Here is a 24,244-nt window from a genome sequence, read left to right on the forward strand (position 1 = left end):
TCAGGTCTCCTGGCGTCAGGTCTCCAGACGCCAGGTCTTCCGGGGCTGGGTCGCGGTGATCGCGGCCTACGCGTCCGGGTTCGTCGCGGCCGGCTGAGCCGGTGGACGCCGGGCGTCGGTGTGGATTCCGGTACGGATCCGTGCTCGCCCGGGTCCGTCCCGCCGAGTACGATCCGCCCAAACACGCGCACGAGCTGGGAGGACGGACGTTGGGTCGGCTGACCGGCGGGGATCCATCGCTGCTGCGAAGGATCAACTCCGCGGTGGTGCTGCACGCGCTGCGTGCCGCGGATTGCGCGACGCTCACGGAGATCACCCGTCTGACGGGGCTGTCCCGGCCGACCGTCGAGGGGGTCGTCGAGGATCTGATCCAGGCGGGGCTCGTCGTCGAGCAGGCGGCCGACGACAGTGTGGCCCGGCGGCAGGGGCGGCCCGCGCGGCGGTTCAGGTTCCGGGCGGAGGCCGGGCATCTGCTGGGTCTGGAGATCGGCTCGCACCGGGTGGCCGCGCTGCTGGCCGACCTGGACGGGCGGGTGCTGGGCGCGCAGGCCAAGGACGTCGACGAGACGGCCTCGGCGGACGAGCGGCTGGAGCGGCTGCGCACCGCGGTCGCCGAGCTGCTGCGCCGGGCCGGTGTCCCGCGCAGCTCGCTGCGGGCCGTGGGGGTCGGCACACCGGGGATCGTCGAGGCGGACGGCACGATACGGCTGGGCACCGCGCTGCCCGAGTGGACGGGGCTGCGGCTGGGCGAGCGGCTGAGCCGGTCCTTCAAGTGCCCGGTGCTGGTGGAGAACGACGCCAACGCGGCGGCCGTGGCCGAGCACTGGAAGGGGTCCGCGACCGAGTCCGACGATGTCGTGTTCGTGATGGCCGGGCTGAGTCCGGGGGCCGGCTCGCTGATCGGGGGGCGGCTGCACCGGGGGTACGGCGGGGCGGCCGGGGAGATCGGCGCGCTGCATCTGCTGGGCCGGGAGGTGACCCCGGAGACGCTGCTGTCCACGACAGACGAGCCGCTGCATCCGCTGGACGAGCATGCGGTCGCGAAGGTGTTCGCGCAGGCCCGGGAGGGTGACCAGCGGGCCCGGGCGGCGGTGGACCGGTTCCTCCAGCGGCTCGTCCACGATGTGGCCGCGCTGGTCCTGGCCCTCGACCCGGAGCTGGTCGTGGTCGGCGGCTGGGCGGCCGGTCTCGACGGCGTGCTGGAGCCGCTGCGACAGGAGCTGGAACGCTACTGTCTGCGGCCGCCGAAGGTGGTCCAGTCGCTGCTCGGCGAGGCGGCGGTGGCCACGGGGGCGCTGCGGCTCGCCCTCGATCATGTGGAGGAGCAGTTGTTCGCGGTGGAGGGAACGGTGACGGCGCGGCGGTGACCCGCACCGCGCGCCCGCCGATACGCCGATACGCGGCCGGCACCGGCCCTGTCTCGGACGAACGCGCCGCGCCCCGGAGGAGTTCCGGGGCGCGGTCGGCGGGTCCGTTCGGGCGGCCGGTGCAGGCTTGTTCAGGGAGCCTGCCGCCTGCGACCCGAGGCGGACGGGGCGTTCAGGAGGCCTGCTGCTCCGGACCGTGGTGTATCTCCACCCCGCCGGACGCGCCGAACGTCAGCCGGCAGGTGTCCGCGCGATACGTCGCGACGGAGAGCGCCGCGGTGCGGCCCTCGGCGAAGAAACGCGTGGTGACGACGAGGACGGGTGCGCCGGGGAGCCGGTCGAGCTCCTTGGCGTCGTCCGCGCGGGCCGAGCCCAGCTCCACGGCCCGGTCCTGGCCCTGCAGTTCCAGGCGCTGCAGCTCGCGCAGCACCGCACGCGCGCGTGCCGCCTCGGCCGGGGCGTCGATCGCGGTCAGGTCGGGCACCGACGTCCGGGGGACGTAGAGCAGTTCCGCGGCGACGGGCTGGCCGTGGGAGACCCGGGAGCGGCGCACGACGTGGACGGCCTGGTCGCGGGCGGTCTCCAGGGCCGTGGCGACGGTCGCGGGCGGAGCCGCGAGGGTGCAGTCGACGGCCTGCCAGCCGTCGTCGCCCGTGCCCGGCCAGCCCTGCTGCTCGGTGCCGACGGCGACGCCCATCCGCGGCGGCGCCACGGTGGTGCCGACGCCCCTGCGGCGCTGCAGCCGGCCTTCCAGTTCGAGCTGTTCGAGCGCCTGCCGGAGCGTCGCGCGGGCGACGCCGAAGCGGGCCGCCAGGTCGCGCTCGTTGGGCAGGATCTCGCCCACGGTGAATTCGGAGTCGAGTGCCTCGCTCAGCACGGTCTTGAGATGCCAGTACTTCGGTTCCGGTACCGATTCCAGTTGCGTGGTCCCCACCCTGTCCTCCGCAATCGCCGTGGTCCGGCGGCGTTTTTTCGCGCCCTTGTTTATTAAAGGTTGTTGTACTTCTCTGCGACCATAGGGCGGCCCCCACCCTTGGTCAAGACCAATCCTCGATCCCTGTGCAGGGCGACGGCCTCAGACCCGAGAACGTTCACGGGGCGTTCGTACAGGCGCGTTCTCGTGACACTCCGGCAAATCCCCGTTCGTGAAAGGCGGGCTGCGACGCCGGGGGGAATTACCGTGACGAGGGTCCGGTCCGAGGAAACGGGAGGTCGCTGTGCGGTACGCGGTGCTGGGTACGGGCGACGTCGGTCGCACTCTGGGCCGAAAGCTCGTGGAGCTGGGGCACACGGTGGTCCTGGGTTCACGTTCGAAGGACAATCCGGCGGCCCTGGAATGGGCGCGGGAAGCGGGCGGACGGGCGAGCGCCGGTACGTTCGCGGAGGCGGCCGCCGCCGGCGAGACGGTGGTGAACGCGGTGGCCGGGCGGGCGTCGCTGGCCGCGCTGGAGGCGGCCGGGGCGGCCAACCTCGACGGGAAGATCGTGCTGGACGTCTCCAACCCGCTGGCCTTCGAGGACGGCGAGATGCGGCTGTCCCCCGTGGAGTCGGACAGCGTGGGCGAGCAGATCCAGCGGGCGTTCCCGCACGCGCGCGTGGTGAAGTCCCTGAACACCGTCAACTGCCAGGTGATGGTGGATCCCGCGCGCGTGCCGGGCGAGCACCAGGTCTTCGTGTGCGGGGCGGACGCGGAGGCGAAGGAGCAGGTCACCGCGCTGCTCGGGGAGTTCGGCTGGCCCGCGGACCGGGTGCTCGACCTGGGCGGCATCCGGGCGGCGCGGAGTGTTGAGATGTGGCTGCCGCTGTGGCTGGACCTGATGCGCGGCTTCGGCCACGCGGACTTCAACCTGGAGCTGCGCAGAGCGCGTTGAGCCGGTCGGGTTCACCCTCCGGGGCCACCGGTCGGGTTCACGGGTCGGGTTCACCCGTCGGGGGCTACCCGCCAGTAGCAATTGCTGACAAGCTGTCTACGTCGTCCGCCGGCCAGTCGTCCGCCGCCGGACGTCGCCGCAGACATCGCCGCCAGACCTCCCAGACGAGGAGCTCCCCATGTCCGCCACCGTCTCCTTCCCGGTCCCCACCCCCAGTGGGCCGCAGTCCGTCACGGTCTCCTACGCGCGCGTGGGCAAGGGCGAGCCGCTGCTCCTGCTGCACGGCATCGGCCACCACCGGCAGGCCTGGGACCCGGTGGTGGACATCCTGGCCACCGAGCGCGACGTGATCGCCGTGGACCTGCCCGGCTTCGGCGTCTCCCCCGCCCTGCCGGACGGCCTCGCCTACGACCTGCCCACGACGGCCGGCGTGTTCGGCGCATTCTGCGAGGCGCTGGAGCTGGACCGCCCCCATGTGGCGGGCAACTCGCTCGGCGGTCTGCTCGCGCTGGAGCTCGGCCGCGAGAAGCTCGTACGGACCGTCACCGCGCTGTCCCCGGCCGGGTTCTGGTCGGAGGCCGAGCGGCGCTACGCGTTCGGCGTCCTGCTCACGATGCGGCAGATCTCCCGCCGGATGCCGCTGCCCCTCGTCGAGCGACTGGCGAGCACGGCGGCCGGCCGGACCGCCCTCACCAGCACCATCTACGCCCGTCCGAGCCGCCGCTCCCCCGAGGCCGTGGTCGCCGAGACGCTGGCCCTGGCCCAGGCGACCGGGTTCGACCAGACCCTGCGGGCCGGCGCCACCGTCCGGTTCACCGACGACCTTCCCGGCGTCCCGGTCACGGTCGGCTGGGGCACCCGGGACTGGCTGCTCGTGCGCCGTCAGGGCGTCCGTGTGAAGCAGATCATCCCGGCCGCGCGTCTGGTGCGGCTGCCCGGCTGCGGTCACTGCCCGATGAACGACGACCCGGCGCTCGTCGCGCGCCTGATCCTCGACGGCAGCCGCTGAGACCTGGGGCGCATGCTGCGACGCCCCGGCCCCGGGACGACTCCGACCCCGACCCGGGGCGCGGTCGGCGGCCCGGTCGGGGCCGAAGCAGCCGGTTCGGGCGGCCAGTTGTTCACTTGCGGTTTCCGTGGGCGCTGCGGCGCACCAGTAGTTGTGGCTGTGCACACCGGCTGGTTCCCGTCCCAGGAGGCTCTTCCATGTCACACCGTCCGTTCCCCGGGCGCCGCAGCGTCCTGCGTGGTTCGCTCGCCGCGTCCGCGGCCCTGACCCTGCCCGCCGCCGTCGGCGCGGCGCCCGCGTTCGCGCTGTCCGGGCGGCCCAAGGCGGGCTGGGGTGTGCAGACCGGGGACGTGACGTCCGACTCCGGGCTGGTGTGGGTGCGGTCCGACCGTCCGGCGCGGATGGTCGTGGAGACGGCGGCCACCGAGTCGTTCCGGGGCGCCCGCCGCTGGCACGGTCCGCTGCTGGGCGCCGGCAGCGACTTCACCGGCACGACCCGGCTGCACGGGCTGCCGGCCGGCGAGCAGATCCACTACCGCGTGCTGCTCGCCGACCCGGACGACCCCCGGCGCACCGGCGAGCCGGTGACCGGCACGTTCCGCACGGTGCCCGTCGGGCGTCGGCGCGGGGTGCGCTTCCTGTGGTCCGGGGACCTCGCGGGCCAGGGCTGGGGCATCAACCCGGAGCTCGGCGGCTACCGCATCTACGACGCGATGGCCAGGCTCGACCCCGACTTCTTCCTGTGCAGCGGCGACAACATCTACGCCGACGGCCCGATCTCGGCGACCCAGGCGCTGCCCGACGGCACCCTCTGGCGGAACGTCACCACCGAGGAGAAGTCCAAGGTCGCCGAGACGCTCGCGGAGTTCCGCGGCAACTTCCGCTACAACCTGCTCGACGAGAACCTGCGCCGGTTCAACGCCCAGGTGCCGTCGATCATCCAGTGGGACGACCACGAGGTCCGCAACAACTGGTACCCGGGCGAGGTGATCACCGACTCCGACCCCCGGTACACCGAGAAGAGCGTCGACGTGCTCGCGGCGCGCGCCCGGCGGGCGTTCAGCGAGTACTACCCGATCTCGACCCTGCGTCCGGGCGCCAAGGAGGGCCGCGTCCACCGCGTGATGCGCCACGGGCCGCTGCTCGACGTGTTCGTGCTGGACATGCGGACCTACCGCAACGCCAACTCGCCCGACGACCAGACCGTGGACCCGCAGGGCATCCTCGGCGCCGAGCAGCTGGAGTGGCTCAAGCGGGAGCTGTCGCGGTCGCGTGCGGTGTGGAAGGTGATCGCCGCCGACATGCCCCTCGGGCTGGTCGTGCCGGACGCCACCGAGGGCAGGGCGAACATCGAGGCCGTCGCGCAGGGCGACCCGGGTGCGCCGCTGGGCCGTGAGCTGCAGTTCGCCGAACTGCTGCGGTACATCAAGCACCGGCGGATCACGGGCACGGTGTGGCTGACGGCCGATGTGCACCACACCTCGGCGCAGCACTACCAGCCGTCGCGGGCCGCGTTCACCGACTTCGAGCCGTTCTGGGAGTTCGTCTCCGGTCCGCTCAACGCGGGCGCCTTCCCGGCCAATGCGCTGGACGGCACCTTCGGTCCGGAGCGGGTGTTCGTGAAGGCGCCGACCGCGGCGAACGTGTCGCCCGCCGGCGGCTACCAGTTCTTCGGCGAGGTCGACATCGACGGCGACAGCGGCGAGTTGACGGTGCGTCTGCGCGAGCAGGACGGGACCGTGCTGTTCACGAAGGTGCTGCAGCCGGGACGGGTCGGACAGTAGTCCGGCGCCCCGGTACCCTCGAAAGCATGTACCGCGCACCGGCGTCATCCCCCGGTGCGCGGTGCTGTCGTGACTCCTGGTTCGGATTGTGATCGTAGAAGAAGTGGAAGACTTAACAAAACGGGCATTAGCAGCCTTAACCCGTCAGTCACAAGGCGTTCGTGATCACGCAACACCGTTCGTCCACAGTGGCTGCATGACTCGAGACATGTCTGATGTGACGCGCACGAAGCGCGGACGCCCGGTGCACCACTGGCGGCGGGACGTGGTGGAACTCGCCGCGCTCTTCACGGCCGTCGCGGTGGCCGACGGCGTGGCGAACCTGGTGGGGCACGGACCCGACGGTCCGGCGCTGCTGTCGGTCTCCGCGGCCCTGCTCGTCGCCACGGCCGGGTTCCACACATGGTGGGCACGCCGCCACGGTCACGCGCCGCCCCCGGGTGATACCGACGCCCGGCCGGACTCCGCGGAGCCGCAGGCCGGGCCGGCAGAGCTCCCCTCCGGAGTCGCCGCCGAGGAGAGCGCCCTGTGGCGGATGCGGACGACCGTGAAGGACGCCCCGGGGTCGCTGGCCGCGCTCTGCGCGGCGCTGGCCGGCCACCGGGTGGACATCCTCAGCCTGCAGACGCATCCGCTCGGCGCGGAAACCGTGGACGAGTTCCTGCTGCGCGCCCCGGGCGCCCTCGCGGCGGCCGAGATCACCCGAGCGGTGGCGCTGGCGGGCGGCAGCAGCACCTGGATCGAGCGGGCCGACGCCCATGATCTGGTGGACGCGCCGACCCGGGTCCTGGGACTGGCCGCCCGTACCGCCCTCGACGCCGCAGAACTGCCGCTGGCGCTGCGGCAGTTGCTGGGCCGGTGCACGATCCGCTCGCTGCCCGCCGTGTCGGGGAAGAGCGGCCGGGGGGCGCAGGCCGTGCCCGTGGAGGGCGTCCTGGAGGACACCGTGATGCGCCTGCGGGCGCCGGAAGGCGGAGTGATCACCGTGGAGCGGCCGTACCTGCCGTTCACCCCGACCGAGTTCGCACGCGTGCGTGCCCTGGTGGAGCTGGACGCGCGGCTGGGCCCGCGGATCCCGGGCGGCCACGACGTGCTGACGCTGCCCGAGGGCAACGACATCACCGTGCGCCGGGCCGACACCGGTGATCTGGAGGCGGCGAAGGCGATGCACGAGCGGTGCTCGGCGCGCACCCTCGCGATGCGCTACCACGGGCCGGTCGGCGACGCGGACCGCTACCTCAACCACCTGCTCAGCCCGCGGTTCGGCCGCACCCTCGCCGTGCGGACGCGCTCCGGGCGGATCGTCGGGCTGGGGCACCTCCTGTGGGACGGTGACGAGACCGAGGTGGCGCTGCTCGTCGAGGACGAGTGGCAGCGGCGCGGAATCGGCGCCGAACTGCTCGGCCGGCTGGTGGCGATGGCCGTCGAGGCGGGCTGCGAGAGCGTGTACGCCGTGACGCAGTCCTCGAACACCGGCATGGTCTCCGCCATGCGCGGCCTCGGGCTGCCCCTCGACTACCAGATCGAGGAGGGGACGCTCGTGATCACCGCGCGCCTGGAGAAGAGCGCGGCACGCGAGACGTCCCGGCGGCACGGCGAGTGCGTCGGGCGCGACTGACCCGGAACGCAACACGCGAGAGGGGCCCGGCGGTACACCGCCGGGCCTTCCTCACACGGTGACGGACGCCCTCGACGCCCCCAGAGCCCCTTGCAGATCCCCCCACAGATCCTCGACGTCCTCCAGCCCGACCGACAGCCTCAGCAGCCGGTCGCTCACGCCCGCGCCCCGGCGCTCCTCCTCGCCCACGATGCGGTGGCTGATGGAGGCCGGGTGCTGGATGAGCGTGTCCACGCTGCCGAGGCTCACAGCCGGGGTGATGAGACGGACGCCCGCGATCACCTCGTGCGGGTCGCCGTGGACCTCGAACGCGATCATCGCGCCGCCGATGCGGGGATAGCGGACGCGGGCGACCCGCGGGTCCGCGGCCAGCCGCCGGGCCAGTTCCGCGGCGGTCGCGGAGGCTGCCCGCACCCGCACCGGAAGCGTCGAGAGGCCGCGCAGCAGCAGATAGCCGGCCAGCGGATGCAGCACGCCGCCGGTGGCGAACCGTATCTGCCGCAGCCGCCCGGCGAACTCCTCGTCACAGGCGACCACGCCCGCCAGCACGTCCCCGTGGCCGCCCAGGTACTTGGTGGCACTGTGCAGGACGAGCCGTGCGCCCTGCTCGACGGGGCGCTGGAGCACGGGCGTGGCGAAGGTGTTGTCGGCGAGCAGCGGGACCGAGCCGCAGGCGTGGACGACGGCCCGCAGGTCGGTCTCGGCGAGCGTCGGGTTGGCCGGTGACTCGACCATGACCAGCCCGGTGTCGGGGCGCAGCGCGTCCGCGATGCCGGCGGGGTCGGTCCAGGTGACCTCCGAGCCGAGCAGCCCCGCCGTCAGCAGATGGTCGCTGCAGCCGTAGAGGGGGCGCACGGCGACGACGTGCCGCAGGCCCATGGCGGCGCGCGCGAGCAGCACCGCGGTCAGCGCGGCCATCCCGCTCGCGAAGGCGACGGCGCTCTCGGCGCCCTCCAGCCGGGCGAGGGCCGTCTCGAAGCGGGCGACCGTCGGGTTGCCGAGTCTGCCGTAGACGGGCGGGCCGTCCGGTTCCGCGCCCGTCGCGGCGAACGCGTCGATGCGGGCGGCCTCGGCTCGGCTGTCGTAGGACGGGTAGGTGGTGGACAGGTCGATGGGCGGGGCGTGCAGGCCCTGCCGGGCCAGGTCGTCCCGCCCGGCGTGCACGGCCTCGGTGGCCAGTGCGCGGGGCGCTCCAGACGTGCGTACGCCGTCGTACGCGTGCGTGCTCGCAGCGGTTGAGTCCATGCATCGCAGGGTGAACATCGGACGGGCGTAGGGAACAGATGTCCGTGCTACGTTCGATCGATGGCCGAATCTGTCGTACTGGACCCGGTCGATCTGCAGCTGCTGCGGCTGCTGCAGAACGACGCCCGGATGACCTACCGTGACCTCGCGGCGCAGGTCGGCGTCGCGCCGTCGACGTGCCTGGACCGGGTGACGCGGCTGCGCCGCTCGGGCGTGATCCTCGGGCATCAGCTGCGACTGGATCCGGCCAAGCTCGGGCGCGGGCTGCAGGCGCTGCTGTCCGTGCAGGTCAGGCCGCATCGACGGGAGTTGGTGGGGCCGTTCGTGGAGCGGATCCGGGCGCTGCCCGAGGCCTTGACCGTCTTCCACCTCACGGGGCCCGACGACTATCTCGTCCATGTCGCCGTCGCGGACATGGCGGATCTGCAGCGGCTCGTTCTCGACGAGTTCACCGCCCGGCGGGAGGTCGCCCGCGTCGAGACCCGGCTGATCTTCCAGCAGTGGGAGTGCGGACCGCTGCTGCCACCGGCGACATCGGGACAAACGCCGTGACGTGAGCCGCCGCCGCGTACCAGGATGGGGCCCATGTCACAGACCACCAGCAGCCCGCTGCCCCGCGAGGTCGCCGACGCCTACGTCGACGACCTCATCGCCCTCGACCCGGTGACCGGGACGTACCTCGGTGTGCAGGAGAGTTCGAGCCGTCTGCCCGACTACTCGCCCACGGGCCAGGAGGCACTCGCGCGGCTCGCGCGGGACACCCTGGCGAGACTCGGCGAGGCGGAGCGCAGGCCGGGCGCGGACAGTGGCATCGAGCGCCGGTGCGCACGCCTGCTGCGTGAGCGCCTGACCGCGGAACTCGCGGTGCACGACGCCGACGAAAGCCTGCGCGCCGTCGGCAACATGTCCACGCCGGCGCACCATGTGCGCGAGGTGTTCACCGTGACGCCCAACCGGACCGAGGACGACTGGACCGCGATCGCCGAACGGCTGCGCGCGGTGCCGACGGCCCTCGCCGGCTACCGGGAGTCCCTGACGCTCGGCCTGGAACGCAAGCTGTACGCGGCTCCGCGGCCGACCGCCACGTTCGTCGAACAGCTCACCCAGTGGTCGGACACGGACGGCGCGGGCCGCGGCTGGTTCGAGGACTTCGTGGCCACCGGCTCCGAGGCACTGCCCGAGGCGCTGCGCGCCGAGCTGGACGAGGCGGCCCGGGCCGCGACGGCGGCGGTCGTGGAGCTGCGGGACTGGGTGCGCGAGGTGTACGCGCCGACGGCCGAGGGCGCGCCGAACACCGTCGGCCGGGAGCGGTACGCCCGCTGGTCCCGCTACTACAACGGCACCGACCTCGACCTCGACGAGGCGTACGCGTACGGCTGGGCGGAGTACCACCGGCTGCTCGGCGAGATGAAGAAGGAGGCCGAGAAGATCCTGCCGGGCGCGGCCACGCCCTGGGTGGCGCTGGCCCACCTCGACGAGCACGGCAAGCACATCGAGGGCGTCGACGAGGTCCGCGACTGGCTGCAGGGTCTGATGGACCAGGCGATCGACGCGCTGGACGGCACCCACTTCGAACTCGCCGAGCGGGTACGGAAGGTGGAGTCGCGGATCGCGCCGCCCGGCAGCGCGGCCGCCCCCTACTACACGGCCCCCTCGGAGGACTTCTCGCGGCCGGGCCGCACCTGGCTGCCGACCATGGGCGAGACCCGCTTCCCGGTCTACGACCTCGTCTCGACCTGGTACCACGAGGGCGTCCCCGGCCACCACCTCCAGCTCGCCCAGTGGGCGCACATCGCCGGGGACCTCTCCCGCTACCAGGCGACCGTCGGCGGAGTCAGCGCCAACGTCGAGGGCTGGGCGCTGTACGCGGAGCGGCTGATGGACGAGCTGGGCTTCCTCACCGACGCGGAGCAGCGGCTCGGCTATCTGGACGCGCAGATGATGCGGGCGGTGCGGGTCATCGTCGACATCGGCATGCACCTGGAGCTGGAGATCCCGGCGGACTCTCCGTTCCACCCGGGTGAGCGCTGGACCCCGGAGCTGGCGCAGGAGTTCTTCGGCGGGCACAGCAGCCGCCCGGCGGACTTCGTCGAGAGCGAGCTGACCCGCTATCTGACGATCCCCGGCCAGGCGATCGGCTACAAGCTCGGCGAACGGGCCTGGCTGCTGGGCCGGGAGAAGGCCCGCGCACGCCATGGCGACGCCTTCGACCTCAAGTCCTGGCACATGGCGGCCCTTTCGCAGGGTTCGCTGGGGCTGGACGACCTGGTGGACGAACTGGCCGCGCTCTGAGCCCTGCCATAGGGGCGGAGGGCTGTCAGCAACCGCAGTTCTCCGCGTCCACGGGGGCTGTGAGCGGGTCGGCGTCGCGCCGCTCACGGCCCTCCCAGGTCTCGTACGCGAAGCCCTCGCGCGCCCAGTACTCGAAGCCGCCGAGCATCTCCTTGACCTGGTAGCCGAGTTCGGCGAGCGCGAGCGCGGCGCGGGTCGCGCCGTTGCAGCCGGGACCCCAGCAGTACGTCACGACCGGCACGCTGCGGTCGACGAGCTGTGCGGCCTGCTCGGGGATGAGCGCGGTGGGCAGATGGACGGCGCCCGGGATGTGGCCCTGGTCCCAGGACTCGGTGGAGCGGGAGTCCAGGACGACGAAGCCGGGATCGCCGTCGGCGGCCAGGGCCGCGGCCACGTCGGAGACGTCGGCGTGGAAGACGAGGCTCGCCCGGAAGTATGCGGCGGCCTCGCCCGGGGCGGCGGGGGCGACGCGCAGAACGGGGTTGACGGTGGTCGTGGTGACGGTCATCGCGGGGCCTCTCCGTGGCGGTTCTGACTGGTTGCTCCGACTGGTTGCCGATGACCAGAAATCTACGGCCGGTGATCATCTCCCTGAAGGGGCATTCCACGGCGTGCACCTTGCTCCGCCGGGGATTCCCCTGCTATCTCTCGTCCATGACCGCGTATTCCCCGGACGCCACGGACTGGCGCATCCTCGAGGTCCTCCAGCGCGAGGGCCGGGCCAGCTTCGCCGACCTGGCGCGTGCCGTGGCGATGTCGCCGAGCGCCGTCACCGAGCGGGTGCGGCGGCTGGAGGAGGCGGGCGTCATCCAGGGGTACGCCGCCGTCGTGGACCCCGAGCGGCTGGGGCTGCCGATCCTGGCCTTCGTCCGGCTGCGCTACCCCAACGGCAACTACCGACCGTTCCACGACCTGGTGGCCGTCACGCCCGAGATCCTGGAGGCGCACCATGTGACGGGCGACGACTGCTTCGTGATCAAGGTCACCGCGCGCTCGATGCGGCACCTGGAGGAGGTGTCGGGGAAGATCGGCGCGCTGGGATCGGTCACCACCAGCGTCGTCTACTCCTCACCGCTCCCCCGCCGCCCGCTCGGCAGATAGCCGCGCTGGCGCACCGTCGACCCCGATCTCCCCTTGACGACCTCCAGCTGCGCGTGGATCCGCCGCCGCAGGTCGGCGACATGGCTGACGATGCCGACGCTGCGATCGCGTTCGCGCAGGGAGTCGAGGACGTCGAGGACCTCGTCGAGCGTCTGGTCGTCGAGGCTGCCGAACCCCTCGTCGATGAAGAGGGTGTCGAGGCGGACCCCGCCCGCCTCGTCGGTGACGACGTCGGCGAGGCCGAGGGCCAGGGCGAGCGAGGCGAAGAACGTCTCGCCGCCCGACAGCGTGGCCGTGTCCCGCTCGCGCCCGGTCCAGGCGTCGACGACATGCAGTCCGAGCCCGCTGCGCCCGCGGCCGGCCCGGTCGTCGGAGTGGACGAGGGTGTAGCGCCCGGAGGACATGCGCTGGAGCCGTACGGTCGCGGCGGCGGCCACCTGTTCGAGACGGGCCGCCAGGACATACGCCTCCAGCCGCATCTTGCGCTCGTTGTCGGCGGAGGTGCCGGCGGTCAGTCCGGCCAGGCGTGCCACGCGGTCGTACTCGTCGCGCAGGGGCGCGAGGCGGCGGACGCCGCTCTCCGCGCGCGCGGAGAGCTGGTCGAGTTCGGTGCAGCGGCGGGCGGCGGCGTCCTGCGCGGAGGCGGCCCGGCGCAGCCGCTCGGCGGCCTGACCGGCCGCCCGGTCGGCGCCTTCGACGTCGGCGGGCGGCTGCTGGGCCGCGGCCACGGTGTCCGGTTCGGCGAGGACGGCGCGTACGGCGGCCTCCTCGGACTGCCAGGCGTCCAGCCGCCGTTGCAGCTCGCGGTGGGCGGTGTCGTCGAGGAGGGCGCCGGCGGCGGCCTGCGGGGTGTCGAAGCCGGCCCGGAACGCGGCCTCGTCGAGGCGTCCGTCGGCGGCCTTGAGACGCTCGGCGCTCTCGTCGGCGACGCGGGCGGTGTCGGCCGCGTCGGTGAGCCGTGCCGCCCGCTGCTCCAGCTGGGCCGCCCGCGCGGCGACGCTCTCCGCCGCTCCCCGGGCCTGTGTCAACTCCTCCTCCAGCGTGGACCGTTCGGCCTCCAGGCGCTCCCGGTGCCCCACCCGGGACGCGGCCCTCACCTCGGCTTCGCGCTGTGCCGCCGTCCGGCGTTCGTGCTCCTGCTCGGCCTGGCGCAGTTCCTCGCGCGCGGGGTGCAGCGCGGAGGCGTCCCGGCGGGCCTGCGCGTAGGTCTGCTCGACCTCCCGGGCCTCGGCGGCGAGCCGGTCCGTCGGGGTGTCGCCCGCCTCGGCGGCGGCTGCCGCCAGCTCCTCCCGCACGGCGCCGAGGGCGCGTTCGTCCTGCGCGTGACGCTCGTCGGCGCGCCGGGAGGCGGCGAGGGCCTGTTCCTCGGCCTCGCGGTCGATGTGCCCGGCGTCCTTGCGGGCCGGGGCCGGATGCTCGACGGCTCCGCAGACCGCACAGGCCTCGCCGTCCTTCAGCGTCGCGGCCAGCTCGGCGGCGATGCCGTTCAGCCGCTGTTCCTTGAGGTCGAGCCAGTGTGCGCGGGCCGTCTGCGCCTGCTCGCCGGAGGTGAGGGCCGTGTGCCGGGACGTCTCCAGGTCCCGGGCCAGTTCGTCGCGCCGCCGGGCGGCCGCGAGCCGCTTGCGGGCGGGCTCGCGCCGGCCGTCGAGCTGTTCGGCGTGGGTGGCGGCCTCCTGGGCGGACTCGATACGGGCCTGCAGCGCGGCGCGGGCCTCGTCCCAGCCGGCGAGCCAGCCCGCGCTCTCCGCCAGGACCTCCCCGTCGTCCCGTTCCTGCCGGTCCAGCCCGGTCCGCTCGGCGGCCAGGTCGGCCAGCCGGCGCTCGCCCCGGCGGGCCGACTCCAGCCCGCCCAGCTCCTCGGCGGCCCGGCGGGCGGCGGCGGCGAGCCCGGCGGCCGAGGAGTCCGCGAACCGCTCGGGGAGCAGGGCACGCGCGTGTGCCGCACGTGCGGACGCCCCGGTGTGCTCGGCGTCGGCGGCCTCGCGCAGTTCCAGCGCCGGCGCCACCGCCTCCGCCTTGCGCCCGCGCTCCATCCGCGCCTGCGCCTCCTGATGCGCGCCGGCCCGCTCCTGAAGCAGCCGGGCCCGCTCCTGCGCCTGCCCGAACCGCCCCTGCAACCGGTCGAGTTCGCGGACGTCGGCCAGGGCGCGCTCCGCCGCGGCCTGCCCGGACTCGGCGGCGAGACGGCCGCAGTGGGCGTTCGTCAGCAGCTCGCGGGAGGTGCTGCGGGCGACGGCGGCCGCGGCCAGCACCGCCTCGGCCAGGCCCGGTTCACCAGGGGCGAGTTCGGGCAGCTCCATGGCGTCCCCGGCCACCTGCTGCATCCGGTGCGCGTCGGCGAGCAGCGCGGAGTCGCCCTCACGCACGCGTGCCTCGGTGGTGCGGCGGCGTTCCGCGAGCCGCTTCTCGACGTCGGCGAACCGCTGGGTGTCGAACAGCCGGCCCAGCAGTCGGCCGCGCGCCTCGGCGTCGGCGCGCAGGAAGCGCGCGAAGTCGCCCTGCGGCAACAGCACGACCTGACAGAACTGCTCACGGCTCATGCCGAGCAGCTGGGTGATCTCCTCGCCGATCTCCTGGTGGGAGCGGCTGAGGTCCTTCCAGGCGCCGGCGACCGCGTCGTACTCGCGCAGCCCGCTCGCGGCCTTCTCGACCATCGTCCCGGTGCGGCCGCCCTTCTTGGGCCGCTCGTACGGCGGCTGCCGGGTGACCTCCAGCCGGCGTCCCGCGACGGTGAGTTCGAGGACGACCTCGGTGCGCAGGCCGGACGCGGCGTGGTCGCTGCGCAGGTTGATGCCCTGGCCGGCGCTCTGCCGGGCGCCGGGCACGGAGCCGTACAGCGCGTAGCAGACGGCGTCCAGGACCGAGGTCTTGCCGGCGCCCGTCGGTCCGTGTAGCAGGAAGAGCCCGGCGGCGGAGAGCTCGTCGAAGTCGACGCTCTGGGAGCCGCCGAAGGGGCCGAAGGCCGTCAGGTCGAGCCGGTGCAGCCTCACCGCGCCACCTCCCGTACCGCGTCGTCCACACGTACGGAGTCGAAGGCGTCCCGCAGCACGCCCTGCTCGCGGGCGTCGGGTCCGGCGCCGCGCACATGGGCCACGAAGTCCTCGGCGATCTCCTGGTCGCTGCGGTCGGCGAGGCGGCGGGCGTACGAGACGTCCGGGTCGTCTGGCGCGCGCTCGGGGGCGTAGACGAGGCTGAGCGTGTGCGGGAAGCGCGCGGTGAGGCGGGCCATGGGGTCGGCCGGGCGGACGGCGTCGGTGAGCGTCGCCTCGACCCACGCCTCCTCGTGGCGCGCGAGCGCGGGGTCGGCGAGCAGTTCCTCCAGAGGCCCCCGGACGCGGGCCAGCGCGCGCGGCACCGGGCAGTCGATGCGCTCGGCGGTGAGCTCCCCGGCGGCCCCGAGGTCGATCAGCCACATGGTCTTGCGGTGGGCGCTCTCCGAGAAGGAGTACGGCAGCGGGGAGCCGGAGTAGCGGACCCGCTCGGTGATGGTCTGGCAGCCGTGCAGATGCCCGAGCGCCGTGTAGTCGACGCCCTCGAAGACCCCGGCGGGCACGGAGGCGACCCCGCCGACGGTGATGTCGCGCTCGCTGTCGCTGGGCTCTCCGCCGGTGACGAAGGCATGGGCGAGGACGACCGAGCGCGTGCCGGGCGCGCGGGCGGCGAGGTCGGCGCGGACGCGTTCCATGGCGGCGGCGAGCACGGCCTCGTGGCCGGCCTTCTCCACGCCGAACTCGTCCTTCACCAGGGCGGGTTCGAGATAGGGCAGACCGTAGAAGGCGACGTCGCCGTGCGCGTCGGCGAGGATCACGGGGGTGCCGGCGGCGGTCGGGTCCGTCCGCAGGTGGATGCCCGCGCGGTCGATGAGCCCGGCGCCGACGCCGAGCCGGCGGGCCGAGTCGTGGTTGCCGGAGATCATCACCGTGGGCACGCCGAGGTCGGCGAGGCGGTGCAGTGCGTCGTCGAACAGCTCGACCGCGGCGAGCGGGGGCACCGCGCGGTCGTACACGTCTCCCGAGACGACCACCGCGTCCACCTCGCGCTCGCGCGCGGTCGTGACGAGGTGGGCGATGAACTCGGCCTGGGCGCCGAGCATGCTCACGCGGTGGAACGCCCGGCCCAGATGCCAGTCGGAGGTGTGCAGTATTCTCACGAAATCCCCCTGAACTGCACTTTTTACCCCTGCTGCATCTCTGGAACCGGCACGAACCCGTACGGCTCGTCGTCAACACCCACCACGCTAACTCCTCCAGCCACCCGCGAAGGCCCCACCGGAGTCACACGGACGTCCGGCGGGGCCTTCGTATGCGCTCGACCGAGAGGACCCGGTCAGGCCGGGGGCAGGAGGAGGTCAGGACGAGGTCAGAAGGAGATCGACCGCGGTATCGATCGCTTCCCCGAGAGCGACCGCGTTCCTCACCCCGTCTCCCGACCCGGTGTCCTCCACCTGGTAGGACCCTCCGCTGACCGGACAGATCTGGATCTCCCGTGCCCCCTGTCTCCCCAGCTCCGTGGAGAGCCGCAGGACCCCGTGGCTGAGATAGGGAAAGAGCCCGCGGAGGCGGCCGTTGGCATGGGCCGCCTCCACCAGGGGCCGTTCGCGGTCGTAGACCTCCGCGGTCCGCAGCCATTCCCACTGGGCCGCGATCGGATCACCGCTCTCGTACCCGCGGGCGAGCCGGCCGAGCCGCATGAACGGGAAGGCCCCGGCGAACTCGTCCACGGGCAGCCCGCTCCGCCAGGCCGCCACCGCCCCGACCAGCTCCCGCAGATCGTCCGTCATTCCGTCCGCCCACGTGAATCCGCGCCCGCGGATGTCGAGGGAGAACATCCGCTCGCGCTTGCCGAGCAGCATGGACATCGTGCCGCGGTCCGTCGCGATGACGGCACTCCTGTAGCGCCCCGGCCCCGACGCGTGCTCGCTGTAGGGCGTTCCCACATCCAAGCCGCTCTCACGGGCCAGGCTCTCCAGAGCGGAGACGAGACCGCCCCTTTCGATCAGGTCCGGGTACAGAGCGGAGTCCAGGAACAGGGACAGGTCCGGACGGGGGGAGGTGTCGTTCGTCTCCACAGTGGAGGGCGCTCCTTGAGATCGTGGTCCTAGCACTTGCACGAAGGTCCCGTGTCGTTGATGAACGGTCGCAATCTACCGAAGCTCGACCAGTCGGGCTCATCGGGAAAGAATTCCACTTTCTTCTTCGCTGTGACGTCCGTGCGATACCAGTGGATCGTCGTCCAATCGCGTTCTCCATTGGCCACCGCTCGGGCGATCCATCCCATCTCGATCTCTGTCGATCTGGCCCCCGGGGCGAGTCCCTCCTTGGCGGCGGCCTCGAACGTGCCCAGGTCGTCCATGTTCACGTGCAGCGTGACCTTGGGATCCCGGATCGCGCTCTCCACCGGCCCCATCCAGTTGACGCCCGCGAACTCATCGCCCCCGAAGTGCTTGAAGTTCTTGCCCTCCGCCCACTTGTACGTTCCCTCTGCCGCCCGGCCCAGCGCCACATCGCAGTTGTGCACCAGCACCGGCGTGGAACCGGCGAGCACGTAGTACGTGTGCAGGTCCTCGACCGTGAGGTTGTACATGTCGGCCGCGCCGACCTCGTGCCGGACGCCGACCAGTCGGACCCGGCCGTCCTCGGCGGTGCTGAGGTCGTGGCCCACGGTGAGTTCGCCGGCCTGGATCCACGCGCGGGCCGTGGCGTCCCAGAAGGGGTGTTCGTAGGTGGTGTCGACGGTGACGGTACGGCCCTGTTCGTCACGGATGCTCAGGTAGACCAGGTCCGTGTCGCGGTGGCCGCCCTGAGCGGTGACCGTGCGCGCCCCCTGGCGCTTGCCCGTCCTGGGATCGGCCGCCGCCACCTTGTCGCCGGGCTTGACCTTCCCGATCTCCTTGGTGCGCCCGTCCTTCATGAGCACGCGGGTCGAGGGGGTGAAGCTGCACAGCACCCGCCCGGCCTTGCTCAGCGCGTTGACGAACCTGACTCCGCCCCTCGCGATGGCGCCGGCGTCGCCCGTGGACATGGCCAGGCCGAGGGTGTCGCACTTGTCCTGGTCGTGGTTGAAGGCGCACTGGTACCAGGGCTCGAGCATCGTCATGTCGCCGAAGGCGGACATGACGGTCTTCACGAGCTGCTTGTCGGAGTCGATTTCCGCCTGGGTGTAGCAGGTGTCGTACTTGGGGAGCGGCAGGACCGGATTACCGAAGCACTTCGACGGCTTGAAGAAGTAGTTGTAGAGTTTCTGCGCCTCTTTCTGGCGCTTCTTCCTGAAGTATTCCTCGGTCGCCTTGTTGGCTTTGTTGACCTTCTCGATGTTCTTCTTGACGCACGCCGAGTCGCAGCTGTTGTCCTTCTTGCCGCACAGCTCGGGGTTGGCGTCGCACTTCGTGCGGCCGGTCGGGTCGCTGTAGGTGACCGGGTTGTTCTCCGTGTAGCTGTAGCCGTTCATCTGCTGCGGGTCGCCCGAGTCCATGACCGGGTCGACGCTGAGGAAACGGCCGGTCGCCAGGTCGTACTCGCGGGCGCCGAGGTGGGTCAGACCCGTCGTGCTGTCCGCGGTGCCGCCGATGAAGCCCTTCTGGCCGGGCCATGAGGTCGGCGCCTGTCCGCGAGCTCCGCCGAAGGGGGTGGAGCGGCGCTGTTGCATGGACAGGTCGGTCGCGTTGACGGCGAGTTCGGAGGTGCCGTGGTGGTCGCCGAGGAGGAACGACAGCTTGCCGTCGTCGGTGCGGATCGCCTGGTTGCCGCCGCCGAGGTCGTAGTAGCGGGTGGCCTTGGCGGCGGTGGCGCCCTTGGCGAGGGTGATCTCGGTGGAGCCGAGGTAGAGCGTGGTGTCGGCGTCGGTGCGGCGGATCAGCCGGTTGCCGTCGGCGTCGTAGACGTAGGAGGTGGTCTTGGCGCCCTCGGTGACCTTGGCGAGGTGTCCCTCGGCGTCCCAGTCGAGAGTCTGCTGGTTGCCGCCGATGGTGCGGGTGCGGGTGTTGCCGACCGTGTCGTACGTGTAGGTGTCGATGGACGAGCCGTTGGCCGCGGCGGTGGTGACCTGGGTCAGGCCGTGCGGCCGCGCCGACTTGGGCGCGGGGTACTCGTAGGTGCGCTTGACGTCCTTGGCGGCGTCGCCGGTCGTGTCGTGGAGCGTCTCGGTGCGCCGGTTGCCCGTGGCGTCGTAGGTGTACGACTGCCAGTAGGGCGCGGGACCGCCGAGCAGGGATCCGGCCGTGGCGGAGCAGCCGGTGGTGCCCTGGGCCCAGGCCTCGGTGAGGCGGCCGAGGTGGTCGTAGCCGAAGCACTGGTTGTCGGTGCCGTCGCGGGACACGTCACTGATCGACGTGATGTTGCCGGCCTTGTCGTAGCCGAAGGTGGACGACTTGTCGACGCCGGGCACGCCCTCGCGGTCGACCCGGGTGTTGTCCAGGAGCTGGGTGCCCCACTGGTAGGTGTTGGTGACCTGGGTCTTCTTGCCGCCGCTCTGGTACGTGAACTGCAGCGGCTTGCCGGTGTAGCTGTAGGCGGTGCCGGTGATGTAGGTGACGTCGCCCGTGCCGGAGAGCGTGACCGGGCGCAGGATGTCGTCGTAGGTCGGGGTGAGGACGTCGGAGGCGAGGCTGCCGGCCGCCGGGTAGCTGCTCGACTGGACGGTGCCGTCGGGGTTGTACTTGGTGTTCGACTGGTAGGCCCCCTGGAGGGCGCCCTCGGAGGCCGGGATCGTGGTGGTCACCCGGTTGGGGCGGTAGAGCGTGTCGTAGATGTTGTACGTGGTGGTGTAGGCGCTGCCGCTCGCGCCGCCGACGTAGCGGGTGGCGGAGGCCGGCTGGCCCTCGTTGCCGGCCGGGTCCCAGACGTGCTTGGTCAGCAGCGGGCCGGTGGCGGTGCCGTCGTGGGTCTCCAGCTCACGGCCGAGGCCGTCGTAGACGTGGGTGATGGTCTGCTTCGGCTGGCGGTCGTCGGTGCTGGTGAGCAGCAGGTTGCGGTCGTCGTAGGTGTAGGAGGACTCGCCCTTGTCGGGGTCCTTCGTCCCGATCTTGTTGCCGCGCTGGTCGTAGCGGTACGTCCACTGGTTGCCGACGGGGTCGGTGACCGCGGCGAGCCGCCCGGCCGGGTCGTAGTCGTAGTGGGTCGTGGACGGGGTGCCGGTCGGCGTGGCGGCGTCGTACTGCAGCAGGTCGGTGGTGCGGCCGCGGCTGTCGGTGACCGTGGTGCTCGGCGTGCCGCCGGCCGGCGGGGTGACCGTGGTGCGGTCGCCGCCGTAGCTGGTGGTGGTGACGGCGAGGACCGTGCCGCCGTCGCCGTTGCCGGCCACCTGCTGCGACTTGACGACGCGGCCGAGGCCGTCGTAGGTGTTCCAGGTCTGGGTCTCCACCGCCAGGGCGTCGTCCAGCCTCAGCAGTTCGGTGGAGGGCGCGGCGGTGTTGTAGTACGGCGCGAAGGCCTTGGCCGTCAGGCCGCGTTCGTCGTAGAAGACGTCGTTGATCAGCCTGCCGCCGGACGGGCCGGGGCCCTGGGTCTGGCGGGTCCGCAGGAAGCCGTCGTACAGCGTGTACGAGGTGCGCTGCCCGCCGTCGTTCTTCAGCGTCTTCGTGGCGACCGCCACCGGCTTGCCGTCGGTGATGGTGTACGCGAACTCGTAGTTCGGGGTCTGGTTGTTGGCCTTGGAGCGGTCGGGCAGCCAGATCTTGAGGCCGCGGCCGAGCGCGTCGTAGGTCCGGTCGGTGCGCTTGCTGTTGGTGTCCAGCACGGTCTCGGGGAGTCCGCGCAGCGTGTCGTACGTGGTGGTGCTGGTCTGGGCGGTGGAGGCGGTGCCCGCGGTGGCCGGCGGGGTGGTGGTGGTGACCGTGACGGGGAAGCCGGTGGTCGGGCTGTACGCCGTGGTCGTCGTCCGGCCGTCGCTGCGGTCGGTGCGCACCGGGGCGCCGGTCAGGGTCGCGGTGACCGTGCCGGTGATGTCGGTGCTGGTGAGCTGGCGGCCGTAGGTGGTGTCGTAGGTGACGCCGGATTCCAGGTAGGTCGCGGTGGTGCCGTTGTGCGACTTCAGGCTCGCGACGCGGGTGGGGTCGCCCTTGGTGGGGGCGGCGTTGTACGCCTGGCCGTCGTAGGCGGTGCGGATGTCGGACAGCACGTCCTTGCTGCGGTCCGGGGTGGCGTCGCACTTGACGGCCACGGTCTCCACCCGCGAGGGCTTGGTGAGGATCCAGGCGGTGGTGTTGTCGACGTAGCTGGTGCGGGTGCACTGGTCGTCGGCCGCGGTGGAGGTGTCGCCGAAGTCCTCGAGCTGGGTGACCCGGCCGGCGGTGGTTTCGGCGGTGTTGGTCTGGTACGTCTGCCGCCACTTGGCGCCCGCGCCGTCGTCGAGGGAGGTCCAGGTGCGCACGGAGGCGGTGCCGGTCAGGTTCGCGGTGGTGATGCCCCACACCCGGACCCGGCTGGCCGTCTGGTGGTGCCAGGGCGTGCTGACGGTCTTCGCGAGCACCCGGCCGCCGGGGCCGCTGTACTCCTCGGTCTTGTACTCGAAGCCGGCCGCGGAGTCGTGGTCGGTGATGGTGCCGCCGTTGTCGTCGGACACGGTGACGGACCTGGTGCCGTCGCCGGTGGCCGGGCCCTTGCGGTCGCCGTCCATGCCGCGCAGGAAGTAGTGGTCGGTCTGCGACTTCATGCCGACCGGGTCCTGGCCGCCGGTGCGTTCTCGTACATGGCCGTAGCCGCGCCACTGCGACCAGGTCTTGTACTTCTCCTTGGTCAGGCCGTCGTCGTCGGCGTAGTGCCAGGCCGCGCCGTCGAGGTAGTCGTAGCGGGTGACCATGTCCGGCGAGGAGTTGGTGCGGTCGGTCTCGGTGACCGACTCCACCACGTACTTGTTGAACCACTGCAGGGTCGGGTCGGCGTCGCCGGACTTGGTGAAGTAGACCGGGTAGCAGCGGGTGGTGTTGGTCTGCGGGGTCGGCAGGTTGCCCGCGTCGCAGGCCGCCGCGGAGTAGTTGACGTCGATCTGGCCGCCGGACTCGTCGACGACGGTGGACAGGCGCTCCTTGATGAAGGGCGCGGTGTCGTCGCCTGCGATGTCGAGGCGGTTGGCGTCCTGGTGGTATCCGAAGGTGACCTTGGGCAGGGCGATCTCGGGGGTGGCCGACTTGCCGGTGTGCTGGATCGAGTCGAGCAGCAGCTGGTAGTCGATGTCCGCCATGCCCCAGCGGTGGCCCAGCGTCCAGGTGTCGATCGGGGCGTACGTGCCGTCCGACTTGAGCACCTGGGTGGTGACCGACGTCAGCCGCTTACGGGTCCAGAAGCTCGGGGAGGCGGACTTGGTGCAGTCCTCCCCGGACTTGCAGTTCAGGTCCCACGGCGTGTCGTACCAGTAGAACTTCTTGTCGTCGATGGTCGAGGCGTCGCAGGTCACGCCGGTCTGCGGCAGGCAGCGCTCGGCCGAGACGAAGCTGACCTTGGCCAGGGCCTTGGCCGAGTAGACGGTGTCCTTGCGCAGGCCGTACTCGATGCGGTCCAGGTACCCGCCGCGGTCGTAGGACGTCTCGTCCGCGGCCGTGAGGTTGCGGGCGTAGTAGTTGGACTCCTTCTTGTAGTAGTAGGAGATCGCGTTGCCGTGGACGTCGACGGCGTAGTCGAGGTTCCAGCGGTAGGCCTGTCGGCACCAGGAGTCGGCGAAGGCGGCGGCGTGGCAGGGCTCGCCCTCGTCGTCGCCGTAGACGGGGGTCGTCCAGGTGGAGTCGGTGGTGTCCTTGCCCGACGCCCAGCCGGGCAGGCGGTTGTAGCCGAAGAAGTACTGGGTGCCGTCGGTCGTGGTGACCTTCCAGTACTCGTCGTTGCGGGCGCCGTTGGAGCGGACGTCGGAGGTGGTGCCGTAGACCCGCTGGACCTTGGTGCCGTCGTCACCCTTGATCTTGAAGGTGTCGGTCCCGGCCGGGATCAGCTCGCCGGCGCGCCCGTTGAACGAGATGGACGCGTTGTCGTACGCCCAGCACATGTCGCCGGGCTTGTTGCCGTCGGCGTTCTTCACGTCGTCGTCGGCACAGCCCTTGTAGCTGCGCTCGATGGAGCCGGGCCACAGGTTGAAGCCGTCGCCCGCCCAGGAGGACTGGTTGTTGGTGGAGGACGTACGGCCGTCGATGCCCCCGGAGGAGTAGGACAGGCCCACGCTGGGCGCGAACTTGCCCGGCACGCCCGGCACGGGCATGTCGTACGACCAGGAGAAGCTGCCCGAGTTCAGGCTCGTCGACCAGGTCGCGGAGGGGGAGAGCTGGCTGGCGGTGTAGTCGCCGCTGGCGCTGGAGGCGCCGTCGGCGGCGGCTGTGGTGGCCGCCAGCATCATCGGCTCGGCGCCCGCGATGCTGACGTCGCCGGACAGTGTGGTCCCGTCGTTGCGGGCGTCGACCGGCACCTGTGTGCGGCACTCCGCGCGCTGCGGGGTCGTCGCGGCGCAGGCGGGCAGCCGGACCAGCTTCAGACGGGCGGCGTACGCGCCGCCGTAGGCCTGCGCGAAGTCGGCGTAGTCGACGCTGACGCCGACCTTGGCGCCCTGGGCGCCGGTCCCGCGCCGCACGGAGAACAGCAGGCCCTCGACACCGGCCTTCTCGGCGGCCGTCGCGTCCAGCACGCTGACGGTCGCGTCGCCCGACAGCGCTGTCGGCGTCTTCTTCGCCGCAGGCGCCGTCAGCGACACCGGGAGCGTTCCCGCCCGTCGGGTGACCGCCTTCTCGCCCGGCCGCAGGGTCACCGTCGCCGACCCGGCCTTCGGCGACGCGTGCCGTGGGGCCGCGGACGGCGTCCTGCGCTGCCCGTCCGTCCCGCGCGGCAGCGACTTCACCGTGTGCCCGGACAGCGCCTTCTCCGAGGCCGGGACCTTCGGCATGTCGTCCGCCTGTGCCGCCGACGGCGTGAACGCCCCCTGCAGCAGTGTTCCGACCAGCACCGCGGACACGGTCACGGCGATTCTCCGCCGTGCTCTCGCCC

At 72.2% G+C, this 24,244-nt stretch carries 15 protein-coding genes; 8 read left to right on the forward strand and 7 right to left on the reverse strand.

Features of this window, described 5'->3' with window-relative positions; translation table 11 throughout:
- The first annotated feature begins 209 nt into the window (after positions 1–209).
- On the forward strand, positions 210–1,367 hold the full coding sequence (locus tag ACWD4O_RS27620) for an ROK family transcriptional regulator (protein ID WP_351910621.1): 1,158 nt from the start codon (positions 210–212) through the stop codon (positions 1,365–1,367).
- Between the two features lie 172 nt (positions 1,368–1,539).
- On the opposite strand, the gene ACWD4O_RS27625 is transcribed toward ACWD4O_RS27620, so the two are convergent.
- The gene (locus tag ACWD4O_RS27625) at positions 1,540–2,301 is read right to left on the reverse strand and encodes a GntR family transcriptional regulator (protein WP_351910623.1); all 762 of its coding nucleotides are present in this window, start codon (positions 2,299–2,301) and stop codon (positions 1,540–1,542) included.
- A 283-nt stretch (positions 2,302–2,584) separates the two neighbouring features.
- Here ACWD4O_RS27625 and ACWD4O_RS27630 point away from each other — a divergent pair, with 283 nt between their 5' ends.
- The 4 genes from ACWD4O_RS27630 (at position 2,585) to ACWD4O_RS27645 (ending at position 7,649) form a co-directional block, all read left to right on the forward strand.
- On the forward strand, positions 2,585–3,238 hold the full coding sequence (locus tag ACWD4O_RS27630; protein ID WP_451283779.1) for an NADPH-dependent F420 reductase: 654 nt from the start codon (positions 2,585–2,587) through the stop codon (positions 3,236–3,238).
- Between the two features lie 178 nt (positions 3,239–3,416).
- A complete protein-coding gene (locus ACWD4O_RS27635) occupies positions 3,417–4,247 on the forward strand; it encodes an alpha/beta fold hydrolase (protein ID WP_358808150.1) in 831 nt (276 codons plus the stop codon).
- A gap of 197 nt (positions 4,248–4,444) precedes the next feature.
- On the forward strand, positions 4,445–6,031 hold the full coding sequence (locus ACWD4O_RS27640; RefSeq protein ID WP_451283781.1) for an alkaline phosphatase D family protein: 1,587 nt from the start codon (positions 4,445–4,447) through the stop codon (positions 6,029–6,031).
- Positions 6,032–6,275: 244 nt separating this feature from the next.
- Entirely contained in the window at positions 6,276–7,649 is a 1,374-nt protein-coding gene (locus ACWD4O_RS27645; RefSeq protein ID WP_451283949.1) for an N-acetyltransferase family protein, read from the forward strand.
- Between the two features lie 51 nt (positions 7,650–7,700).
- Here the strand turns inward: ACWD4O_RS27645 and ACWD4O_RS27650 are convergent, their stop codons facing one another.
- On the reverse strand, positions 7,701–8,894 hold the full coding sequence (locus tag ACWD4O_RS27650) for a trans-sulfuration enzyme family protein (protein WP_451283783.1): 1,194 nt from the start codon (positions 8,892–8,894) through the stop codon (positions 7,701–7,703).
- 60 nt (positions 8,895–8,954) lie between these two features.
- Between ACWD4O_RS27650 and ACWD4O_RS27655 the strand changes: the two genes are divergently transcribed.
- Both ACWD4O_RS27655 and ACWD4O_RS27660 read left to right on the forward strand, forming a co-directional pair.
- Entirely contained in the window at positions 8,955–9,446 is a 492-nt protein-coding gene (locus ACWD4O_RS27655; protein WP_358808147.1) for an Lrp/AsnC family transcriptional regulator, read from the forward strand.
- Between the two features lie 33 nt (positions 9,447–9,479).
- The gene (locus ACWD4O_RS27660) at positions 9,480–11,186 is read left to right on the forward strand and encodes a DUF885 domain-containing protein (RefSeq protein ID WP_451283786.1); all 1,707 of its coding nucleotides are present in this window, start codon (positions 9,480–9,482) and stop codon (positions 11,184–11,186) included.
- 25 nt (positions 11,187–11,211) lie between these two features.
- Here the strand turns inward: ACWD4O_RS27660 and ACWD4O_RS27665 are convergent, their stop codons facing one another.
- Positions 11,212–11,694 carry a rhodanese-like domain-containing protein gene (locus tag ACWD4O_RS27665; protein ID WP_451283788.1) on the reverse strand — a complete coding sequence of 161 codons (483 nt, stop codon included), beginning with the start codon at positions 11,692–11,694 and terminating at the stop codon, positions 11,212–11,214.
- Between the two features lie 146 nt (positions 11,695–11,840).
- Between ACWD4O_RS27665 and ACWD4O_RS27670 the strand changes: the two genes are divergently transcribed.
- On the forward strand, positions 11,841–12,287 hold the full coding sequence (locus ACWD4O_RS27670; protein WP_451283790.1) for an Lrp/AsnC family transcriptional regulator: 447 nt from the start codon (positions 11,841–11,843) through the stop codon (positions 12,285–12,287).
- On the opposite strand, the gene ACWD4O_RS27675 is transcribed toward ACWD4O_RS27670, so the two are convergent.
- The 4 genes from ACWD4O_RS27675 to ACWD4O_RS27690 form a co-directional block, all read right to left on the reverse strand.
- A complete protein-coding gene (locus tag ACWD4O_RS27675; RefSeq protein ID WP_451283792.1) occupies positions 12,248–15,277 on the reverse strand; it encodes an AAA family ATPase in 3,030 nt (1,009 codons plus the stop codon). The two genes, ACWD4O_RS27670 and ACWD4O_RS27675, sit on opposite strands and share 40 nt — an antisense overlap.
- Positions 15,274–16,437 carry an exonuclease SbcCD subunit D gene (locus ACWD4O_RS27680; RefSeq protein WP_451283794.1) on the reverse strand — a complete coding sequence of 388 codons (1,164 nt, stop codon included), beginning with the start codon at positions 16,435–16,437 and terminating at the stop codon, positions 15,274–15,276. The genes ACWD4O_RS27675 and ACWD4O_RS27680 overlap by 4 nt, the downstream gene beginning before the upstream one ends.
- 198 nt (positions 16,438–16,635) lie before the next feature.
- Positions 16,636–17,355 (reverse strand): DUF6193 family natural product biosynthesis protein, encoded by a 720-nt coding sequence (locus tag ACWD4O_RS27685; RefSeq protein WP_451283796.1) that lies wholly within the window; start codon positions 17,353–17,355, stop codon positions 16,636–16,638.
- A 29-nt stretch (positions 17,356–17,384) separates the two neighbouring features.
- Positions 17,385–24,143 (reverse strand): polymorphic toxin-type HINT domain-containing protein, encoded by a 6,759-nt coding sequence (locus ACWD4O_RS27690; RefSeq protein ID WP_451283951.1) that lies wholly within the window; start codon positions 24,141–24,143, stop codon positions 17,385–17,387.
- Positions 24,144–24,244: the final 101 nt, after the last annotated feature.

This window comes from Streptomyces sp. NPDC002623 (genome assembly GCF_053592635.1).